The organism is Alsobacter sp. R-9, assembly GCF_054612375.1.
The window spans coordinates 200,157-214,334 of the sequence record NZ_JBTSWJ010000008.1 but is presented as its reverse complement, the minus strand read 5'-3'; the positions used below and the strand labels follow the sequence as shown (position 1 = coordinate 214,334).

15 protein-coding genes and 1 tRNA gene are annotated in these 14,178 nt (G+C 70.9%); 9 read left to right on the top strand and 7 right to left on the bottom strand.

What is annotated here, in order from left to right; all coding sequences use genetic code 11:
* Window positions 1–156: 156 nt before the first annotated feature.
* Entirely contained in the window at window positions 157–882 is a 726-nt protein-coding gene (sfsA, locus tag ACX9GQ_RS14835; RefSeq protein ID WP_459630330.1) for a DNA/RNA nuclease SfsA, read from the bottom strand.
* 153 nt (window positions 883–1,035) lie between these two features.
* Here sfsA and ACX9GQ_RS14830 point away from each other — a divergent pair, with 153 nt between their 5' ends.
* The 5 genes from ACX9GQ_RS14830 to ACX9GQ_RS14810 all read left to right on the top strand — a co-directional run bounded on the left by ACX9GQ_RS14830 (window position 1,036) and on the right by ACX9GQ_RS14810 (window position 4,525).
* Complete coding sequence (locus ACX9GQ_RS14830; protein ID WP_459630329.1) at window positions 1,036–1,809, top strand: competence/damage-inducible protein A; 774 nt, start codon at window positions 1,036–1,038, stop codon at window positions 1,807–1,809.
* Window positions 1,810–1,831: 22 nt separating this feature from the next.
* The gene (gene gpt / locus ACX9GQ_RS14825; RefSeq protein ID WP_459630328.1) at window positions 1,832–2,341 is read left to right on the top strand and encodes a xanthine phosphoribosyltransferase; all 510 of its coding nucleotides are present in this window, start codon (window positions 1,832–1,834) and stop codon (window positions 2,339–2,341) included.
* A gap of 37 nt (window positions 2,342–2,378) precedes the next feature.
* Complete coding sequence (locus ACX9GQ_RS14820) at window positions 2,379–3,968, top strand: AMP-binding protein (protein WP_459630327.1); 1,590 nt, start codon at window positions 2,379–2,381, stop codon at window positions 3,966–3,968.
* Between the two features lie 126 nt (window positions 3,969–4,094).
* A tRNA-Leu gene (locus tag ACX9GQ_RS14815) sits at window positions 4,095–4,180 on the top strand.
* A gap of 123 nt (window positions 4,181–4,303) precedes the next feature.
* Complete coding sequence (locus ACX9GQ_RS14810) at window positions 4,304–4,525, top strand: hypothetical protein (RefSeq protein ID WP_459630326.1); 222 nt, start codon at window positions 4,304–4,306, stop codon at window positions 4,523–4,525.
* Window positions 4,526–4,537: 12 nt separating this feature from the next.
* Here the strand turns inward: ACX9GQ_RS14810 and ACX9GQ_RS14805 are convergent, their stop codons facing one another.
* The 5 genes from ACX9GQ_RS14805 to ACX9GQ_RS14785 all read right to left on the bottom strand — a co-directional run bounded on the left by ACX9GQ_RS14805 (window position 4,538) and on the right by ACX9GQ_RS14785 (window position 9,892).
* Window positions 4,538–4,975 (bottom strand): DUF6636 domain-containing protein, encoded by a 438-nt coding sequence (locus ACX9GQ_RS14805; RefSeq protein ID WP_459630325.1) that lies wholly within the window; start codon window positions 4,973–4,975, stop codon window positions 4,538–4,540.
* 492 nt (window positions 4,976–5,467) lie between these two features.
* Entirely contained in the window at window positions 5,468–7,441 is a 1,974-nt protein-coding gene (locus ACX9GQ_RS14800) for a methyl-accepting chemotaxis protein (protein WP_459630324.1), read from the bottom strand.
* A 43-nt stretch (window positions 7,442–7,484) separates the two neighbouring features.
* Window positions 7,485–7,946, bottom strand: coding sequence for a cache domain-containing protein (locus ACX9GQ_RS14795; RefSeq protein WP_459630323.1), 462 nt, complete (start codon window positions 7,944–7,946; stop codon window positions 7,485–7,487).
* Window positions 7,947–8,380: 434 nt separating this feature from the next.
* On the bottom strand, window positions 8,381–9,586 hold the full coding sequence (locus ACX9GQ_RS14790; protein WP_459630322.1) for an FAD-dependent monooxygenase: 1,206 nt from the start codon (window positions 9,584–9,586) through the stop codon (window positions 8,381–8,383).
* Window positions 9,587–9,634: 48 nt separating this feature from the next.
* A complete protein-coding gene (locus ACX9GQ_RS14785; RefSeq protein ID WP_459630321.1) occupies window positions 9,635–9,892 on the bottom strand; it encodes a zinc-finger domain-containing protein in 258 nt (85 codons plus the stop codon).
* Window positions 9,893–10,051: 159 nt separating this feature from the next.
* Here ACX9GQ_RS14785 and ACX9GQ_RS14780 point away from each other — a divergent pair, with 159 nt between their 5' ends.
* Both ACX9GQ_RS14780 and ACX9GQ_RS14775 read left to right on the top strand, forming a co-directional pair.
* Window positions 10,052–10,816 carry an alpha/beta fold hydrolase gene (locus ACX9GQ_RS14780; RefSeq protein WP_459630320.1) on the top strand — a complete coding sequence of 255 codons (765 nt, stop codon included), beginning with the start codon at window positions 10,052–10,054 and terminating at the stop codon, window positions 10,814–10,816.
* Between the two features lie 11 nt (window positions 10,817–10,827).
* Window positions 10,828–11,685, top strand: a complete 858-nt coding sequence (locus ACX9GQ_RS14775) for an alpha/beta fold hydrolase (RefSeq protein ID WP_459630319.1) — start codon at window positions 10,828–10,830, stop codon at window positions 11,683–11,685.
* A 96-nt stretch (window positions 11,686–11,781) separates the two neighbouring features.
* On the opposite strand, the gene ACX9GQ_RS14770 is transcribed toward ACX9GQ_RS14775, so the two are convergent.
* Entirely contained in the window at window positions 11,782–12,579 is a 798-nt protein-coding gene (locus tag ACX9GQ_RS14770; RefSeq protein ID WP_459630318.1) for an enoyl-CoA hydratase, read from the bottom strand.
* 126 nt (window positions 12,580–12,705) lie between these two features.
* On the opposite strand from ACX9GQ_RS14770, the gene cysE reads away from it, so the two are divergent.
* Together cysE and ACX9GQ_RS14760 are read left to right on the top strand one after the other, a co-directional pair.
* Entirely contained in the window at window positions 12,706–13,551 is an 846-nt protein-coding gene (gene cysE / locus ACX9GQ_RS14765; RefSeq protein ID WP_459630317.1) for a serine O-acetyltransferase, read from the top strand.
* A 381-nt stretch (window positions 13,552–13,932) separates the two neighbouring features.
* Window positions 13,933–14,145 (top strand): DUF3126 family protein, encoded by a 213-nt coding sequence (locus ACX9GQ_RS14760; protein WP_459630316.1) that lies wholly within the window; start codon window positions 13,933–13,935, stop codon window positions 14,143–14,145.
* Window positions 14,146–14,178 lie beyond the last annotated feature (33 nt).

Below are 14,178 nucleotides of genomic sequence, written 5' to 3'. Positions count from 1 at the left end.
CAAGCGGGGCGAAGGGGTGGGCGCCGTTGCGGCTCTTTCGATGGCGTTCGGCTGCCGGGGCGATGTCAGCGTGAAGCTGCGGTGCGCCGCCCCCTTCTCCCTGTTGCACGGGGAGAAGGTCCCGGAGCGAAGCGGTGGGGAATGAGGGGTGGTGGGTCAGCCTGCCTCCACGACCTCCACCGGCCGTTCCAGCACGATCTCCTCCGGCGTCACGCGGCAGCACCAGGCGAGCGCCTCGACGCCGCGGGAGCGGGCGCGGGCGCGGGCGAAGGCGGCGGCGTAGCCGGGGTCGATGTCGGCGGCGAGCGCGAAGCGGTCCGCCGCCATCTGCACGACGAAGAGCATCACCGCCCGGTCGCCGGCCTCGACGCGGTCGCCGAGCTCGTCGAGGTGCTTGGCGCCGCGCGTCGTGACGCTGTCGGGGAACTCGGCGAGGCCGGGGGTGCGCATGAGGTGCACGTTCTTCACCTCGACGAAGCAGGGCGGACGGCCGCCGCCCTCCAGCAGGATGTCGACGCGGCTGTTCTTCCCGTACTTCACCTCGCGGCGCAGTGTGGGGTAGCCGTGAAGCGCCGGGATCAGGCCCTTCGCGATGGCCTCCGCGGCGATGGCGTTCGGCCATGCGGTGTTGATGCCGACGAGTTCCGGCCCGCGCCCGAACTCGGCCTCGACGATCTCCCACGAGTGGCCGAGCTTGCGGGCCGGGTTGTCGGACCGCGAGAGCCACACGCGGTTCCCTTCGGCCTGCAGGCCCATCATGGAGCCGGGATTGGCGCAGTGGGCGACGATGGTCTCGCCCGTGGTGTCGAGCACGACGTCGGCGAGGAAGCGCTTGTAGCGCCGCACGAGGCGGCCGGGGACGAGCGGGGCGGGAAAACGCATGGAATCGGGGTCTGTCGCTTCGGGAGCGGCATGGTGGCTGTCGCGGACGCGATGCGGAAGCCGTGCCGCCCGTGCTGTGCACAGCGGCGTGGCCGCGCAGCCTTGAGATGGCGGGCGGGGCACGTTAAATGCCGCAACTCCCGGAGGTTCTCCATGGCCGAAGCCGCGCCCGTCGTCACCGCCGCCCTGCTGGTCATCGGCGACGAGATCCTCTCCGGACGCACCAAGGACAAGAACATCGGCACCATCGCCGACTACTGCACGGCGCTGGGCATCGACCTGCGCGAGGTGCGTGTGGTGCCCGACGTCGAGGAGGAGATCGTCGCCGCGCTGAACGCGATCCGCGTGCGCTACGACTACGTCTTCACGACCGGCGGCATCGGGCCGACGCACGACGACATCACCGCCGACGCGGTGGCCAAGGCCTTCGGCGTCGGCATCTCGCATGACGAGCGGGCGGTGGCGATGCTGCGCGAGCGCTTCCCCAACCCGGCCGACCTCAACGAGGCCCGCCTGCGCATGGCGCGCATTCCGCACGGGGCGGACCTCATCGAGAACCCGATCAGCAAGGCGCCCGGCTTCCGCATCGGCAACGTCCACGTGATGGCGGGCGTGCCCTCGATCATGCAGGCGATGTTCGACGCCATCGCCCCGACGCTGAAAACCGGCGTGAAGATGCTGTCGGTGTCGCTCGGCAGCGGCGGCCTGCCGGAGGGTGCCTACGGCACGCCGCTCGCCGCCGTGCAGAAGGCGCATCCGGGCGTCGTGATCGGCTCCTATCCCTCCTTCGACGGGCAGCGCTTCCGCAACCAGATCGTGGTGCGGGCGCGCGACCCGCAGGTGCTGGAGGCGGCGCGCGCCGCCGTCGCCGCCATGCTCGTCGAGCTCGGCGCCCCGCCGGCCGCCGAGGCCACCCGTTCCGCCTGACGACCGACCCCGGAGACCCGCCATGTCGCAGCCCGCCTCGCCGAAAGCCTTCCCGGTCTCCTGGGACCAGTTCCACCGCGACGCGCGGGCGCTGGCCTGGCGCCTCGCCTCGTCGGGGCCGTTCGAGGCCATCGTCTGCATCACCCGCGGCGGGCTGGTGCCGGCGGCCATCGTGTCGCGCGAGCTCGGCACGCGCGTGATCGAGACGGTGTGCGTCGCGAGCTACCACGACTACACCTCGCAGGGTGAGCTGAAGGTGCTGAAGGGCATTTCCGACGCCGTCGCCAAGCTCGGCGGGGAGGGCGGCAAGGGCGTGCTCGTCGTCGACGACCTCGTCGACACCGGCAAGACCGCCCGCGTGGTGCGCGACATGCTGCCCAAGGCGCACTTTGCCACCGTCTACGCCAAGCCGCTCGGCCGCCCTCTGGTCGACACGTTCGTCACGGAGGTTTCGCAGGACACGTGGATCTACTTCCCGTGGGACCTCGGCCTCGCCTTCCAGGCGCCGATCGCCGAGGGGCAGAAGGGCTGACCAGGCCCATTCCACGCGCCGCGGCAGGGAGGCCCGGGTGACACGCCACGCCTTCGACGCCGCGACCACCCGCACCAGTCTGTTCCGGGCGCTGCTCGACGCCCGCGACCGGCACGGCGCCGCGACTCCGATCCTGGAGGATCCCGAGCGCGCGCCGCTGTCTTACGGCCGGCTCGTCCTCGGCGCCCTCGTGATCGGACGGAAACTCGCCGCGACGACCCGCACGGGCGAGGCGGTGGGCGTGCTCCTGCCCAACGTCAACGCCGTGGGCGTCACGATCATGGCCCTATCTGCCTATGGCCGCGTTGCGGCGATGCTCAACTTCACCGCGGGAGCGCGCAACCTGCGCTCGGCGGTGGAGACGGCGCGGGTGCGCACCGTCGTCACCTCCCGCCGCTTCGTCGAAACGGCGCGGCTGGAGGAGATCGTCGCGGCGCTGGAGGCGACGCAGGTCGACGGGGCGCCGGTGCGCGTCGCCTATCTCGAGGACATCCGCGCCGCCGTCACCAGCCTCGACAAGGCGGCCGCGCTGGTGCGCTCGTGGTTCGCCCGCGTGGTCCATGCGCGCTACGCCTCCGCGCCGGACGAGGCTGCGGTGGTGCTGTTCACCTCCGGGTCGGAGGGCAAGCCGAAGGCGGTGGTGCTGAGCAACGCGAACCTGCTCGCCAACCTGCGCCAGATCGAGGCGCACATCGGCTCGCCGCCGCTGGGCGAGGGGCAGGTGGTGCTGAACCCGCTGCCGGTGTTCCACAGCTACGGGCTGACCGGCGGGCTGCTGCTGCCGCTCGTCACCGGCATGCGCGCCGTGCTCTACCCGAGCCCGCTGCACTACCGGCAGGTGCCGAAGCTCGCCAAGGCCGTCGGCGCGACGATCCTGTTCGGCACGGACACGTTCCTTCAGGGCTGGGCCCGCGCTGCGGAACCGGGCGACCTCGACAGCGTGCGCGTGGTGGTGGCCGGCGCCGAGCGGGTGCGCGACGCGACGCGTGAGCTGTGGGGCGCCAATGGCTGCGTTATCCTGGAGGGCTATGGCGCGACCGAGTGCTCGCCGGTGATCGCGGTCAACCAGACCTTCGACAACCGGCCCGGCACGGTGGGGCGCGTCCTGCCGGGGATCGAGGTGCGGCTCGAGCCCGTCGAGGGCCTGCACGAGGGGAGGCGCCTGGTGGTGCGCGGGCCCAACGTGATGGCGGGCTACCTGCTGCCCGCGGCCCCGGGCGAACTGGTGCCGCCGGCGGACGGGTGGCATGACACCGGCGACATCGTGGTCATCGACGACGACGGCTTCGTCCACATCCGCGGCCGGGCCAAGCGCTTCGCCAAGATCGGCGGCGAGATGGTGTCGCTCGCCGCCATCGAGAGCCTCGCGGGAAGCCTGTGGCCGGGCGCGAGCCACGTCGCCGTGACGCTGCCCGACCCGCGCAAGGGCGAGCAGATCGTGCTCGTGTCCGACAAGCCGGACGCCGACCGCGGCGCGCTGCTCGCCCACGCGCAGGCGCAGGGTTATCCGGAACTCTGGGTGCCGCGCGCGATCCTCGTCACCGCCGCCATCCCGGTGCTCGGCAGCGGCAAGGTCGACTACGCCGGCACGCAGGAACTCGCCCGGACGATGCGGCCGATGCTGTGATGCCGTGACCGGATCCGGTTCCCGCGGGACGCCTCGCTCGTTGCGGCTCCAGCGACTAATGCGTGCGCGGGCGCTGCGAAAAGCCGTCTTCCCCCATCCGGCCGCATGCTCTAGTGCGTCGTGACAGGCCGCTTGCCGGAACCGGTAGACGGAAGGCACTTAAAATGCCTCGGGCCACGCCCGTGTGGGTTCGAGTCCCACAGCGGCCACCATCACGATCGTCGCCTGCGGCGTCTGCGCGCAGTCGCGCCTTCGCGTTAATCAAGTGTTTACATTCCCGTTGGCGGGCGTATCAACTTGAGGTTGTCTATTCCCGTCCCTTCGGAGCGGGTGCCATGCCGACGTTCTGCAACGTCACCGACGACGACATCCGCGTTCTCGAGCGTTTCTTCGGGCGGCTTCGGGCTGATGCGGACGTCGTGTCCGAGGCGCCGCCCATCGCCGCGCCGCTGCTCGCGGCGGACTTCGCCGTCAGCCAGTTCGTGAAGCTGTCGATCTCCGCCCGACAGCCGCTGCTGCCGGCCACCCGTCGGCGCGTGCATCCCGACGCGGCCTGACCTCCGCCCCTTTCAGAACAGCGTCTGCGTCGCGCGCGACAGGAAGAAGCCGCGCCCGTGGCGGTTGCGGCATGTCACGCCCTTCATGTCGGAGAGGCAGACGAAGCCGAAGCGCGTCCACGAGGCGCCGTAGGGCAGGACGGGATAGCCCTCGTCCATCACCGTATCGCCGTGGCAGATGCGGGCGGCGGGACGATCCTTGTCCGACACCTCGAAGGCGGTGCCGTAGTCGAGGTCGCAATCCCTCGGGCGCGGCGGTCGCCGGGCGATGGACTTCAGGTCGCAGCGCAGGAACACCCCGTCGCCGTCGTCCGCAAGGCAGTAGATGTTGCCCGACGGCATGACGAAGCCATTGACGGAGCTCTGCGCGGATGCCGGCGCGGCGGCGATGAGGCCCGCGGCGAGGACGCCCGCGGCGGCCAGTGGCGCGTATCGGACGGAGTGGGGCATGGACGAACTCCCGGCGCGGCCGAAGGCCGGCGACCGTGGAGGGATAGCCCCGTCGCCGGAGGCGGCACAAGCGCTTGCAGCGGGAAGGGTTTCCGGGCCGTCGCCACCGCGGCGCCGAGGATCCGTGGCGCGGGCCACGCTGACGCCGGGGAAAAATGGCCCCGCCCGGGCTCGGGACCGGGCGGGGCGCCGGGAACGGCGACAGGAGAGCGGAGCGTCGCTTTCCCCGGAGGCGTCAACGTCAGGCTCGACGGCCAGATGGCGGATCAGGGCGCGTCGGGCGGGTGCCTGACGGGAGGGTTCGTACTCCGGGGCGCGGGTCTTTCCAAACGACATCCCGCAGTCTCGCAAAGCATCGGTCACCGCCCGCGGCGGCAAAGCGTTAAATCCTAGCGAAGGCGAACAGTGTTTCCGCCGGGGTCACAGACGTCGGCGGCGGCGGCGAAAATCGGCCCTGCCCGGAGAGGGGCCGGGCAGGGCCGAGGGGCCGGGTCAGGCCACGCGACGGGCATGGGCGTGGCGGTGGCCCGGGAGGGGGTCGTTGCGGCCGGCGCCCTTCACGCGGAAGGTCGCGACCAGCTGGTTGAGCTGCTCGATGCGGTCCAGCAGGGCGGACGCGGAGGCCGCGCTCTCCTCGGCCAGCGCCGCGTTCTGCTGGGTCATCTCGTCCATGTGGGCGACGGCCTGCGTCATCTCCTCGATGCCGTTCGCCTGCTCCGCGGCGGCGTCGCTGATGGTGGCGACCGTGGCGGCGACCTTCTCCGACGCCTGCACGATGCGGCCGAGCGCGTCACCGGCCGAACGCACGAGCTGGACGCCCTGCTGCACCTCCTGGCCGGAGGACTGGATGAGCCCGGTGATGTCCTTGGCAGCCTCGGACGAGCGCTGGGCGAGCGTGCGCACCTCGCTGGCGACGACGGCGAAGCCCTTGCCGGCCTCGCCGGCGCGTGCGGCCTCGACGGCCGCGTTCAGCGCGAGGAGGTTCGTCTGGAAGGCGATGTCGTCGATGACGGACGTGATCGCCGAGATCTTCTGGCTGGCCTGCTCGATGCGGGCCATGGCCTCGACGGCCTGGTTGACGATGGACCCGCCGGTGCCTGCCACGCGGGTCGCCTCGCCGGCGAGCGTGGCAGCTTCCCGCGACGAGCCAGCGGACGACTTGACGGACGCGGCGAGCTGCTCGGTCGTGGCCGCCGTCTCCTCCAGCGAGGAGGCCTGCTGCTCGGTCCGGCCGGAGAGGTCGTTGGCGCCGGCATTGATCTCCCGCGCGGCGGACGCGACGTCGACGGCCGTCTGCTGGATCGTCGCGAGCGTCTCGGCGAGGCGGCGGATCGTGCCCGAGATGGCCGAGCCCATGTCGCCGAGGCGCCCGGTCCACGAGCCCTCGACCTCGCGGGTGAGGTCGCCGCTGGCCACGGCGTCGAGGACGCGGGTGAACTCGGCGGTCGCCTCGTCCACGGTGGCGTTGATGGTGTTGATGCCCTCCACCAGCGTGGCGAGGTCGCCGTCGGCGCCGCTCGCGTCGATGCGGCGGCTGAAGTCCCCCGCGACGGCACTGCGCACCGTCTCGGTGACGCGAGTGACGATCTCCGCCATCGCCTGCGCCTTGCGGGCCGCCTGCGCGTCGATCTCGCCCTTCTGCCGCTCGAGCTCGGCGCGCTCGTCGAGCGACCGGCGCAGCGCCTGGAACGAGCGGGCCATGGAGCCGATCTCGTCGCGGCGGTCGGTGAAGGGAAGGCTGGAAGGCTTCCCGGCGGCGAGGTCCTCGAGCGCCTTGGACGTTGCGACGATGGGGCGCGCAATGCCGCGCGCCGCCGCCAGTGCGCCGAGGATGCCGAGCAGGGCAAGGAACGCGATGCCCGCCACGGACACGTATTCCCGGCGGGTGATCTGGGCTTCCAGCGACGCGACGTTGGCGGCCTGCTCGGTGGAGACGAGTTGCTCGAGGGCGTCGAGGTGCTTCTCGAGTTCCACGAAGGCGCGCTCGGCGCCCATCATGAACATGAGGGCGGCACCGGCGTCGCTGTCCGCCATGTTGGCGACGTTCTTGCCCTGCTTCAGGTAGGACGTGAGGACCGGCTGGGCCTTGTCGAAGAGCGCCGCGGCCTCGGGCGAGGGCATCTGCTGCCGGAAGTTGGCGAAGGCCGCCTCGAGCGGTGCCACGAGGTTCGTGGCCTCCTTGGCCACGGCCTTGATCTTGGCCTCGTCGCTCTCGTTCGCCGCCGTCGCCGTGAGGTAGTAGAGCTTCCCGTGCAGCCGCGTCAGCGTGCTGCCGACAAGACCCGACGCGGCCTGCTGGGCATCAGCGCGTTCGGTATGCCGCAGCAGGGCGGCCTGGTTGACCTCCATCGTGCCGATCAGCGACGCGCCCTCGACGAGCTGGGCGGCCACGAGGGCCAGCGGTGCGGCGAGCACCTTCCAGCTGATGCCGAGGTTCGCGAAGCGGCGTGTGATCGATCCTGCCATGGTCGATTCCCTGCTGCGGACAATCAGTGGCGACGCTCTCGCGTCAGAACTTGTACACGCCGCCGCAGACGGCGGTCTCGCCGAGGCGCTCGCAATACATCTGCTTCGGCTCGATCTTCTTGGAAACCGGATTCACGAACTTGTAGTCCTGCCAGAACGACGCATTCGTCTTTGCGAGATCGACGCGCTCCTTGACGAAGAACTTTCCGTCGACATCCTGCGCGTCGATCATCTCCTTGCCGACGAGCTTCTCGTTGGCGCCGTGCGCGAGCACCTTGCCGTCGAGCCCGTAGACGACGATGTAGAGATCGCGGTCGATGAACTCGGGCGCCTTCTTCGTGAAGGTGGCGTAGGCCTTGTCGGGCCCCTCGGCCTTCACGAAGGCCACGGCCTTCTTCACCATCGCGGCCGCTTCATCCTTGGTGGCCCATTCGCCGCCGGCGACCGCGGCGGACATGGACGCCGCCAGGACGGCGGCAGAGACGCTGACCTTCATCCAGAACATGACGTCCTCCTCCTGATTGCTGCGGGTGTGTTCCGCACGCGTCAGATGTGGGCGTCGGCGTTCTAAGATTCTCCAAACTCTGTAATTCAGATGGTGACAGTGTGAACCGTGAGTAAAGTTTGCGGGTCCCTGGCAAGACTGCGCAATACTGTCCTCTGCAAGTATCAATTCCTGTTGCAGTGCAGCATCGACGGTGCCCGCCCGAGCCCCGGTCCGGCGTTCCGGGAGGCGGACAAAGAAAAACCCCCGAACAAGGCGCCGGGGGCTGGTGAGGTGTGGGAGGACCCGCTGCCGGCAGGAAGGGCCGAATTGCAGCGAGGATTTCAATGTATCCCGAATCGCGTGCACTGCCTGTTGCATGCGCGCATCAGTCGGTTCGTTTCCGACACCGTTACAGTCGGAGGCGCGCCCGGCCCGTCAGGCGGGCGCCGTCGTCACGCGTCCGGCTTCCACTCGTAGAGCCAGGCGTACCGCTTCATCAGGCCTTCGCCGCCCATCTGGCGCATGACGAAGTCGCGGGCGAGCGAGAAGGGCTCGGGCATGTGGTAGATGCGCCCGTTGGCCCGCCCGGCGTTTTGCAGCGCGGCGGCGCGCGGGCGGCGGACTGTCTCATAGGCCCGCAACGCGGCCGGAAGGTCCAGCGGCGTGGCGCCGATGCGCGCGGTCAGAATGGCAGCATCCTCAATGGCGCAGGCGCCTCCCTGCGCGAGGAAGGGCAGCAGCGGATGGGCCGCGTCGCCGATCAGGCCGACCCGTCCGCTCACCCAGCGCTGGCGCGGCGCGCGGTCGAACAGCGACCACACCTGCCACTCGGGCACCGCCTCGAAGAGCGCGCGGAGTTCCGGCGACCAGCCGCGGAAGCGCCGCTGGAAGGTGACCGGATCACCGGGGCGCGACCAGCCCGGCTCGCTGTTGCGGTCGCTGATGACGGCGACGACGTTGACGACCTTCCCGCCGCGCAGCGGATAGTGCACGACGTGGGCGTTCGGCCCCAGCCACAGCCCGGTCTCCTGCCGGCGGAAGGGCGGGGGTGCCTGCTCGGCGGGAATCAGGCCCCGCCAGGCGACGAAACCGCTGAACTCGGCCTCGGAGTGGTCGCCGATGGCATGGGCAACGCGAGACCACAGCCCGTCGGCGCCGACGAGGATGTCGCCGCGAAACGTCTCCGCCCCGCCGGCGGCCTCAACCGCCACCACCGCCTCGTCGCCCTCGGTGTCGGCCGAGACGACCCCGCGGCCGAAGACGAGCCGGATCTCCGGCTGGCTGCGGACGGCGTCGAGCAGGATGGTCTGCAGGTCGGCCCTGTGAACGACGTAGTAGGGCGCGCCGAAGCGTTCGCGCGCGGCGGCGCCGAGCGGCATCTCGACAAGGCGGCCGCCGCCGATGCCGCGGCGCACGACGAGCTTCTCCGGTTCGCCGGCGGCGCGGGCGAGGGCCGGGCCGAGCCCCAGCCCCAGCAGAATGCGCGAGGCGTTGGGCGAGAGCTGGATGCCGGCGCCGACCTCCTCGACGCGCGTGCGCTTCTCCAGCACCACCACCTGGCGGCCGGCCCGCGCCAGCATCAGCGCGAGGGTGAGCCCGGCGATGCCGGCACCCGCGATCAGGATCGGCCGGCCGGCGCCGGCCGCGGCGGCGCTCATGTCGGGAACCGGCTCACGGATGGAAGGATGCGGAAGGAAGGACGCAGGTCAGGCGGCAGCCTTGCCGTCCTTCGCCGACCAGGCGCAGCCGGCCGGATCGGTGTCGGCGCCGTGCAGGGCCGCGTCGTGGACGTAGAGAGTCGAGCAGTAGGGGCAGACGATCTCGCCGTCGGAGCCCATGTCGAGGAACACGTGCGGGTGGTCGAACGGCGGCTTCGCGCCGATGCACATGAATTCCTTCGCGCCGATCCGGATGGAGCGGGCCCCGGTGTCGTTGTGGAAGTGCGGAACGCCGACGTCGGCCATGCGGGAACTCCGGACATCACCTGAAAATCGGGCGGCACCATAGAGGCTCGACGCCGCTTCGGCTAGGTCGCCAAACGCCGTAGTCGCGGCAGCGCCGCGCCGTCGCGCTTGCCGCGCGGCGGCGTGCCTGCCTAAACAGGGAGGATCTCAGGACCTCCCATGCACACCTTCTCCTCCGACGGCGTGACGATCGCCTACATCGACGAGCGCCCCGCTCAGGGGGACGGCGACCCGATCGTGCTCGTGCACGGCTTCGCGTCGAACCATGCCGTCAACTGGGTCAACACGCTCTGGGTGAAGACGCTGCTGGGCGCCGGCCGACGCGTCGTCGCGCTCGACAACCGCGGACACGGCGCCAGCGAGAAGCTCTACGACCCGGCGGCCTATTCGTCCTGGACCATGGCCGAGGACGTGCGGCGCCTGATGGACCACCTCGGCATCGCCCGGGCCGACGTGATGGGCTACTCCATGGGCGCGCGCATCACCGCGCATCTGGCCCTGTCGCACCCAGAGCGCCTGCGCGCGGCGCTGCTGGGCGGGCTCGGCATCCATCTCGTCGAGGGCGTCGGGCTGCCGCTCGGCATTGCCGACGCGATGGAGGCGCCCGCGCTCGACAGCCTGACCGACCCCATGCAGCGCATGTTCCGGGCCTTCGCCGAACAGACGCGCAGCGACCTGCGGGCGCTGGCCGCCTGCATCCGCGGTTCGCGGCAGACGCTGACCCCGGAGCAGGTGGGCGACATCCGTGTCCCGGTGCTGGTCAGCGTCGGGACCCGCGACGCCGTGGCCGGCGACCCGCACGCGCTCGCGGCGCTGATCCCCGGCGCGAAGGCCTTCGACATCGCGGGCCGCGACCACAACCTCGCCGTCGGCGACCGGACGCACCGCGAGGCGGTGCTGGCCTTCCTCGGGCAGCGCCCTTGACCGGACACCGCGTGACGTTCACCGGCGCCGACGGCCAGCGCCTCGCGGGAACGGAGCACGGCGCATCGGGGCACCCCGTGCTGCTGCTGCACGGCGGCGGCCAGACCCGGCACGCCTTCGACAATCCGGCCCGGCGCCTCGCGGCGGCCGGCTTCCATGCCTTCACCGTGGACCAGCGCGGCCATGGCGACAGCGAGTGGCATCCGGGCGGAGACTACGCCTTCGCCGACTTCGCCCGCGACGCGGTGGCGATTGCCCGGCAGGTGAGTGCGCTGGCGGGGGCCGCGCCCGTTGTGGCCGGCGCCTCCCTCGGCGGCATCGCCGGGCTGCTCGCCAGCGCGCAGGCGCCCGACGCGGTGTCGGGGCTCATCCTGATCGACGTGACGCCGCGGCTCGACCCGGAGGGCGTCGACAAGGTGCAGGGCTTCATGCGCACGCATGCCGCGGACGGGTTCGGCTCGATCGAGGAGGCGGCCGACGCGATCGCGGCCTACCTGCCGCACCGGCCGCGCCCGAAGAACCTCTCCGGCCTGCGCAAGAACCTGCGGCACGACCCGGACGGTCGCTGGCGCTGGCACTGGGACCCGCGCTTCTTGGACGGGCCGCGTCCCGTCGCCACCGAAGGCGCCGCGACCGAAGCGGCGCTGCTCGCCGCGGCCGGGCGGCTGCGCGTGCCGGCGCTGCTGGTGCGCGGCGGCCAGAGCGAACTCGTCTCCCGCGCCCATGCCGAGGAGTTCCTCGCGCTCGCGCCGCAGGCGGAATTCGTCGATATCGCGGAAGCCCGCCACATGGTCGCGGGAGACCGCAACGACGTGTTCGGCGACGCCATCGTCGCGTTCATGTCGCGCCACTTCGGCGCCCGGGCCTGAGCGAACGCGCGTCCCGTACGGTTCATGCGCAGGATGAACAGGCGCGGGAAATGCGAGTCGCTCGAATCGGTTGTCGGGGGACGCTGAGATCCTGATTCAGCGGCCGGTGAAGGTGGGCGCGCGCTTTTCGAGGAAGGCGGTGCGGCCTTCGCGGTAGTCGTCGCTGTCGAAACACGCTGCTGCGAGCGCCTGCAACGACTCGGCGGATGGCGAGCCGGGGAGGTGGGCGGCGGCGTCAATGCCGGCCTTGGCGGCGCGCAGCGTGAGCGGGGCATTGGCCGCGATGGTCTCGGCCAGCGCCATCGTCTCGCGCTCGAGGTCCGCCACGGCCACGCGCTTCGTCAGCAGGCCGATCCGCTCCGCCTCCGCCGCATCGATCCGGCGGGCGGTGAAGAACAACTCCTTCGCCCGCATCGCGCCAACGGCGGCGACCGCATAGGCGAGGGCGGCAGGAGGATAACCGACGCCGAGGCGCCCCGCGGGAATGGCGAAGACCGCGTCGTCCGAGGCGACCCTCAGGTCGCAGGCGAGTGCAAGGCCGAGGCCGCCGCCCAGACAGAAGCCGCGGATCATCGCGACGACCGGCTTGCGGATGCGGGCGACGGCGTCGAAGGCGGCAAGGTTCGCCGCCTCGTAGGTGCGTCCGCCCTCGGCGGAGGCCCGCACTGTCGAGAACTCGGAAATGTCCGCGCCTGCGGCGAAGGCGAGGTCGCCTGCGCCACGCAGCACGATGACCCTGACCGCGTCGTCCTCGTCGAGGTCCCGGGCGAGGGCGGGCAGGGCCTGCCACATGGCGAGGTCGATGGCGTTCCGGCGGGCCGGATTGTCGATGGCGAGAACGCCGACGCGGCAGGCGCGTTCGATCCGGATGCGGCCGGTGGAGGAGGGCGTCATGAGCGGCGGTTCCTTGCAACAGTGCAAACTGCTGGCCGGAAATCGAGGTTCCGACCTTGGCGGCGTGCAGGGGAGAGCCTAGCTGTGGTAAAAGAACCCCCTGACCGTCAAGTCGAGGAGCGTCCCGTGACCCAGCACTCACCCGTTCCCGCCAGCGTCAGCCCGCTTGTCGGCCGCGTTGATCCTGTCTGGGACCGCATCCGGGACGAGGCGGCGGAGATCCTGCGCCGCGACGTCGTGCTCGGCGGCTTCATCTGCGGGGCCGTCGTGAACCAGCCGACGCTGGAGCGGGCGGTGGCCGAGCGCGTCGCCGCGCGCCTCGATCATGGTGCGGTGCCGGCGCAGCTGATCGCCCAGACCTTCCTCGAGGTCATCGCCGCCGACCCCTCGCTGGGCGAGGCCTTCCGCGCCGACATCATGGCGGTCGCGGACCGCGATCCCGCCTGCACGCGGTTCATCGAGCCGCTGCTCTACTTCAAGGGCTTCCACGCCATCCAGGCCTATCGCCTGGCCCATGCCCTGTGGGCGCAGGGCCGGAAGGACTTTGCTCTCTACCTGCAGAGCCGCTCGTCCGAGGTGTTCCAGACGGACATCCATCCGGCCGCGCGGATCGGACGCGGCATCTTCCTCGACCATGCGACGGGGCTCGTCGTCGGCTCGACCGCGGTCATCGAGGACAACGTGTCGATGCTGCAGGACGTGACACTGGGCGGTACCGGAAAGGACCGCGGCGACCGGCATCCGAAGGTCAGGCAGGGGGTCCTGATCGGGGCTGGGGCGAAGATCCTCGGCAATATCGAGGTGGGCCAGTGCGCGCGCGTCGCCGCCGGTTCCGTGGTGCTGAAGCCCGTGCCCCGCAATACCACGGTGGCGGGCGTCCCTGCTCAGGTCGTCGGGGAGGCCGGATGCGCCGAGCCGGCCCGCACGATGGACCAGCTCCTCGCCGACAAGCTGCAGCCGCTCGACCGCTGACGGGACGCCGCCCCGCGTCAGGCGTCGCCTGCGGCCCCGCCTGGCCCATCATGCGCGCCATGGGCCTCCCTTCCCCTTGCGATTAGGGATTGAGTGCGGGGTTGCCGGAGACCGGGCTCTCGCTTGGCGCAGTCCTGGCCAAGGGCCGTTCTTGCGAAGTGCAGCGTTGAACTGCCGAGACCGCTGCCCCTGGCCCTTCCCGCAAGGGAGAAGGGCAGGCTTCCCTCCACCGCTCGGCGGGTCCGTCCGATATTGCGCGACGACCGGTGCTGATGGCGTCGGATGCCGCCCCGCGGCGGTCGTGCTTGCTCCCGGCGTGCCGACGTGGCAAGTCGCACGCCGGAAGCGGCGCCACATGGTCGCCGCCGCGAGGCAGAGGCCATGGACAAGACCGAACTCCTGAAGCTCCAGAACTATCTGCGCCGGCTGTTCAACAACAGCAACATCAAGGTCGTGGCTCGGCCGAAGAAGACGGATTCGGCCGAGGTGATGATCGGCGACGAGTTCGTCGGAATCATCTCGCTGGACGACGAGGACGGCGACCGCTCCTACGCCTTCAACATGTCGATCCTCGACGTCGACCTCGAGGACTGAGCCCTCCCGAGGCTCACGGCCGGAAATGGGGCC